The 6,451-nt window shown below is 56.3% G+C and carries 4 protein-coding genes; 3 read left to right on the top strand and 1 reads right to left on the bottom strand.

The features are described from left to right. Positions 1 to 169 precede the first annotated feature (169 nt). Positions 170 to 1,423, bottom strand: coding sequence for a serine/threonine transporter SstT (sstT, locus tag AACS24_RS07090; protein ID WP_108572877.1), 1,254 nt, complete (start codon positions 1,421 to 1,423; stop codon positions 170 to 172). 318 nt (positions 1,424 to 1,741) lie between these two features. On the opposite strand from sstT, the gene AACS24_RS07085 reads away from it, so the two are divergent. From AACS24_RS07085 to AACS24_RS21850, 3 genes are all read left to right on the top strand, one after another. After that, positions 1,742 to 3,655: a RecQ family ATP-dependent DNA helicase gene (locus tag AACS24_RS07085; protein ID WP_108572875.1), complete on the top strand. Its 1,914-nt coding sequence runs from the start codon at positions 1,742 to 1,744 to the stop codon at positions 3,653 to 3,655. Between the two features lie 581 nt (positions 3,656 to 4,236). Then, the gene (locus AACS24_RS07080; RefSeq protein WP_033113275.1) at positions 4,237 to 6,159 is read left to right on the top strand and encodes a PrkA family serine protein kinase; all 1,923 of its coding nucleotides are present in this window, start codon (positions 4,237 to 4,239) and stop codon (positions 6,157 to 6,159) included. A gap of 23 nt (positions 6,160 to 6,182) precedes the next feature. Further along, positions 6,183 to 6,451 (top strand): YeaH/YhbH family protein (locus tag AACS24_RS21850; protein WP_258223128.1); only part of this gene is annotated, 269 nt, incomplete at its 3' end.

Below are 6,451 nucleotides of genomic sequence, written 5' to 3'. Positions count from 1 at the left end.
GTACCCCCCCCCACCCGTCACAACGCAACAGCCTTCTGACTGTCTGCCTATCTATTTGCCAAGCCCCCACATTGTTGGGCAAAACCCACGAAACCAGGCAACACCGAGGCAATAAAAAGCGCCCTCCGAAGAGGGCGCCAAAAAACAGCATTAACCAGCGAAGCTGAAATCAGGCTTCGCTGCTGGGCAGCGGTGCAACCGGCTCCAGCAAGGATTCGTCTTCGGCCATGCAGGCCGCGGCAGTGAAGAGCACGTCAGTGGAGCTGTTAAGCGCCGTTTCCGCCGAGTCTTGCAGCACGCCGATGATAAAGCCGACGGCTACCACTTGCATGGCGATATCGTTGCCGATACCAAACAGGCTGCAGGCCAGCGGGATCAGCAGCAGGGAGCCACCGGCTACACCGGACGCGCCACAGGCACTGATGGTAGCGACCACGGAGAGCAGCACAGCCGTTGCCAGATCCACCTCCATACCCAGGGTATGCACCGCCGCCATGGAGAGCACAGTGATGGTGATGGCAGCACCCGCCATGTTGATGGTGGCACCCAGCGGGATGGAGACCGCATAGGTATCCTCCGGCAGACGCAGTTTTTCACACAGCGCCATGTTAACCGGGATATTGGCCGCAGAGCTGCGGGTAAAGAAGGCGGTCACACCACTCTCTTTCAGGCAAGTCAGCACCAGCGGATAGGGGTTGCGCTTGATCTTCCAGAACACGATCAGCGGGTTGACCACGAAGGCAATCAACAGCATGGAACCAATCAGCACCACCAGCAGTTGGGCATAGCCAAACAGGGCGTCAAAGCCGGTTTCCGCCAGGGTGGAGGCGACCAGCCCCAGGATCCCGAGCGGCGCGCAGCGGATCACCGCTTTCACGATGGCCGAGACGCCATGGGACAAATCGGTGATCAGCGTCTTGGTGCTCTCGTTGGCGTGGCGCATGGCAATACCCAGACCAATAGCCCACGCCAGAATGCCGATATAGTTGGCATCCATCAGCGCCTTCACCGGGTTGGTCACCACGTTGAACAGCAGAGTCTGCAACACTTCGGTGATGCCGCCCGGCGGAGTGATCTCGGCCGTATTGGCCACCAGATGCAGATCGGAGGGGAAGAGGAAGCTGGCAATCACTGCGACCACGGCCGCAGAGAAGGTACCAAACAGATAGAGCAGCAAAATGGGTCGCATGTTGGTCTTCTGACCCTGCTTGTGACCAATAATGGCAGCCATGACCAGTATGAATACCAGCAGCGGAGCTACCGCTTTCAGCGCGCCCACAAACAGACTGCCAAGCAGACCTGCCGTTTTGGCCCACTCGGGGGCAAACATCGCCAGCAAGATACCGAAAACCAGACCAACCAGGATCTGGCTGACCAGACTGGTGCTATTGACCAGCCGAAGGAGGGGGTGTTGTTGTGTCATCAAAAAAGTCCCTAGGCACCGTAGTGCTCGATTCATGAGTCCTGTTTGCAACCCTCCCGCCAGCATGATTCCGTTCTGACGGGTTGCCGGCTGCCAGCCTTCTGTCGGGCCGATCCGCCGGTCACCGGATTGCATGACGGAATATCCCATTCACCACCGCTTTTTTCCAGAGACCTACCAAAAAATATCCAGTATCCGGCACAAATAACCGCAACAAAAACACAACAACAGAGTAACCATCCATTTTTGTTCGTTTTATCAACACCCGGGCGGATGGCCAACTGTGGTATCATCCGCCATTTGCTGCGGAGCCTAGCCATGATCCCCTCCCTTCTGACCCGACACTTCGGTTTCTCCAGTCTCAGGCCTGGCCAGGAGGCGGTCATCAACCGGATCGTGGCTGGCCAGAGTGCTATCGCCATCTTCCCCACCGGCTCCGGCAAATCCCTCTGCTATCAGCTGCCCGCCCTTGCCTTGCCCCACCTGACGCTGGTGATATCGCCCCTGATCGCATTGATGCACGATCAGCTCGCCTTCCTTAAAAGCAAGGGGATCAGCGCTGCCACCCTCGACTCGAGCCAAAGTCCGGAGGAGAGCCGACAGGTGATGCAGCAGGCGCTGGCTGGTCAGCTCAAGATCCTGATGATTTCGGTGGAACGACTCAAGAACGAGCGCTTTCGCCGCTTCATCCAGCAAGTGCCGCTCTCGCTGCTGGTCGTCGATGAGGCGCACTGTATCTCGGAGTGGGGCCACAACTTTCGCCCCGATTACCTCAAACTGCCGGACTACCGCCAAGAGTTGCAGATCCCGCAGGTGTTTTTGCTGACAGCCACCGCGACTCCAGCCGTTATTGGCGACATGCAAGCCAAGTTTGCCATTGAACCGCAAGGGGTGGTCGTCACTGGCTTCTACCGACCCAATCTCGATTTGTCGGTCATCCCGATACTGCCGGAGGCGCGCAGCGAATGGCTCTGCCAGACGCTGGCGCAATCTCAAGGTGCACCGACTATCGTCTATGTCACCCTGCAACATACGGCAGAGGAGTGCGCCGAGGTGCTGGCCAAACGGGGGATCAACGCCCGTGCCTACCATGCCGGACTCGATGCGGCGCTGCGCAGCCAGATCCAGCTCGACTTCATGAGCGGCAAGGTGGATTGCATCGTCGCCACCATCGCGTTTGGCATGGGGATCGACAAGGCCGATATCCGCCAGGTGATCCACTATGACCTGCCCAAGTCCATCGAGAACTACAGCCAGGAGATTGGCCGCGCCGGGCGCGATGGCCAGCCATCACGTTGTATCGTGCTGGCCAACCAGAGCCAGTTGCCAGTGCTGGAAAACTTTGTCTATGGCGATACGCCCGATCTGAACGCCATTGTTCAGCTCCTCGGCCAGATCCGCCAAAGCGGATCCGAGTGGGAGTTCACCCTGCTGCGCCTCTCGAACGATACCAATATCCGCCAGTTGCCGCTTAAAACCCTGCTGGTCTATCTGGAGATGGCGGGCATCATCACCCCGGCTTATAGCTACTACGCCGACTACCGTTTCAAATTCGTGCTGGAGAAGCGCGACATTCTTGCCCGCTTCAACCCGGAACGACGTCAGTTTCTGGAGCAGCTATTCAGCTGCGCGCCACTGGCACGCAGCTGGTGCACCATGGATTTCGATGCCCTCTGGCAGGGCTACCAAGGGGAGCGGCAACGGGCGGTAGCCGCGCTCGACTACCTGCAGCAACAGGGCTGGATCGAGCTTGAGAGCAAGCAGATGACCGAGGTTTACCGGATCAACCGCCATGACTGGGAACCCGCTGTGCAGGCCAGCGCACTGCACGCCCTCTTCCTGCAAAAAGAGCAGAGCGAGCTGGCCAGGCTGCAAGCCATGCTCGACTTTTTCACATCAGATGAGTGCCTGAGCCACCGTCTCGCCCGCTATTTCGCAGATGAGGCGGCTCCGGCCCACTGCGGTCACTGCTCGGTTTGTCGTGGCCAGGTTGCCGTACTGCCTCACCAGCCCCTGCAGACTATGCCAAATGATGCAGGGATCCGCGCCTGGTGCGATCCACTCATCGCCAAGGCAGGCTCACAGGATGCACGCATGCTCACCCGCTTTCTGTGCGGTATCGCCACGCCGCTCACCAGCAAAATCAAAGCAAGATCGTTTGCCGGCTTCGGCCAGCTGGCACAACATCCATTTGCTGACGTGCTGCAGGCGGTCGAGCAAGCCTACGCCTGACCATTCGTACACCTCTTAAATCCCGCAACGACTCACAAAAGCTGAAAAAAGAAGACCCTCGCGATTGCGAGGGTCAAGCCAACGGAAACGTGCTTAAACAGAGCTTGGTGAGATCACGATACACTCTCTTGCTAAAGCGTCTCGCTGCTCACACATGGCCAATCTAGGGCAGCAAAAATGTAGCGTCAATGTAAAAATTAGAGCTAAAAATCTAATTCATTGAATTTACGTTGACGTGAACGTAATGACATTTTTATCCATATCTGCGCAAGCCAACCCCCACCTCATCTTTTGCTGTTCACCTTTCAGGCAATACCAGCAGTTTCCACTTTTCAATAAACATTTATTTTTTATGTCTTTGACATTTACCTCACTATCGTGGCAAAAATAATTTAACAGTCAGTAACATAGGTGTGTTGTTGACTGACCCTCCCGCACAAGGATCGGGCAGGTTTCCTCCGCATTTAACCAATCGACCTTGATGGATTACTGGGGGCTGTTGACTAGGCTTAACATTGCAAACAACACAAAAGCAGTTATCCAACTTTTTCAGGGCAAGCGACTATAACGAGGGCAAAGTTATGGGCATCTTCGAGCACTACCAACAGCGATACGAAAAGGCAAGGGAAGAGGAGTACACCATCCAGGAGTTTCTGGATATGTGCAAGCAGGACAAAGCCTGCTACGCCTCTGCGGCCGAACGTCTGCTGACCGCCATCGGTGAACCTGAGATGGTAGACACCTCTGCCAACCCCAGACTGAGCCGGCTTTTCTCCAACCGCGTCGTGGCACGCTATCCGGCATTCAAAGATTTCTACGGTATGGAAGAGGCGATCGAGCAGATCGTCTCCTACCTCAAACACTCCGCCCAGGGGCTGGAGGAGAAGAAACAGATCCTCTATCTGTTGGGCCCCGTTGGCGGCGGTAAATCCTCGCTGGCAGAAAAACTCAAGTCCCTGATGCAGAAGGTGCCCATCTATCGCATCAAGGGCTCACCGGTCAACGATCACCCCTTCTGTCTATTCGACATCGAAGAGGATGGCGAGATCCTGGAAAAAGAGTACGGCATCCCGCGCCGTTACCTGCGTCCCATCATGTCTCCCTGGGTGGCCAAACGCCTGCACGAGTTTGGCGGCGACATAACCAAGTTCAAGGTGGAGAAGGTCAACCCCTCCATCCTCGATCAGATTGCCATCGCAAAAACGGAACCGGGCGATGACAACAACCAGGATATCTCCTCACTGGTCGGCAAGGTTGACATCCGCATGCTGGAGCATTTCGCCCAGGATGACGCCGATGCTTACTCCTATTCAGGTGCGCTGTGCAAGGCGAACCAGGGGGTGATGGAGTTTGTGGAGATGTTCAAGGCCCCCATCAAGGTGCTGCACCCGCTGCTGACCGCAACCCAGGAGGGTAACTACAACGGCACTGAGGGGCTCTCCGCCCTCCCCTTTGACGGCATTTTGCTGGCTCACTCCAACGAATCCGAGTGGCAGCAGTTCCGCAACAACAAGAACAACGAGGCCTTCCTCGACCGGGTCTACATCGTCAAGGTGCCTTACTGCCTGCGTGTCTCCGAAGAGGTGAAGATCTACGAGAAGCTGCTGGTCAACAGCGAGCTCACCGAGGCTAAATGCGCCCCGGGTACCCTCGAACTGCTGGGCCAGTTCTCGGTGTTGTCACGGCTGAAAGAGCCTGAAAACTCCAGCATCTACTCCAAGATGCGGGTCTATGATGGCGAGAGCCTCAAAGATACCGATCCCAAGGCGAAGAGCTATCAGGAGTATCGCGACTACGCTGGCGTAGACGAAGGGATGAATGGTCTCTCTACTCGCTTTGCGTTCAAGATCCTCTCCCGCGTCTTCAACTTCGACCACGCGGAAGTAGCCGCCAACCCGGTGCACCTCTTCTATGTGCTGGAGCAGCAGATCGAGCGTGAGCAGTTCCCGCAAGAGCTGCACGATCGCTACCTTGAGTTCATCAAGGGCTATCTGACTCCCCGATATGTGGAATTCATCGGCAAGGAGATCCAGACCGCCTATCTCGAGTCCTACTCCGAGTACGGTCAGAACATCTTCGATCGCTACGTCACCTACGCCGACTTCTGGATCCAGGATCAGGAGTACCGTGATCCCGAAACCGGCCAGCTCTTTGACCGAGCATCGCTCAACAGCGAGCTGGAGAAGATTGAAAAACCCGCCGGGATCAGCAACCCGAAAGATTTCCGCAACGAAATCGTCAACTTCGTGCTGCGTGCCCGGGCCAACAATGCAGGCCGTAACCCCAACTGGACCAGTTACGAGAAGCTGCGCACCGTGATCGAGAAGAAGATGTTCTCCAACACGGAAGAGCTGCTGCCGGTTATCTCCTTCAACAGCAAAACCTCGGCCGAGGAGCAGAAGAAGCACGATAACTTTGTCGAACGGATGATGGAGAAAGGCTACACCCGCAAACAGGTGCGACTGCTCTCCGAATGGTATCTCAGGGTACGCAAGTCATCCTGACCCTGACTGTTCAAGGGGGAGTTATGGCGCATTTTATCGACCGCAGGCTCAACGGCAAAAACAAAAGCGCTGTCAATCGGCAGCGCTTCATCCGCCGTTACAAGAAGCAGATAAAACAAGCGGTCTCTGATGCTGTCTCCAAGCGCAGCATTCAGGACGTAGACAAGGGCGAGAGCATCAGCATCCCGACCAAGGACATCGGCGAGCCCCATTTTCATCAGGGGCAAGGCGGTAAACGGGAGATGGTGCATCCCGGCAATGATCAATTCGTCTCCGGCGACAAGATTGACCG

It is taken from the genome of Aeromonas sp. HMWF016 (genome assembly GCF_963878195.1).
In the GTDB taxonomy this organism is placed as follows: Bacteria; Pseudomonadota; Gammaproteobacteria; order Enterobacterales; family Aeromonadaceae; genus Aeromonas; species Aeromonas lacus.
The sequence above is the reverse complement of the archived record's forward strand: the minus strand, read 5'-3'. Positions and strand labels throughout refer to the sequence as shown.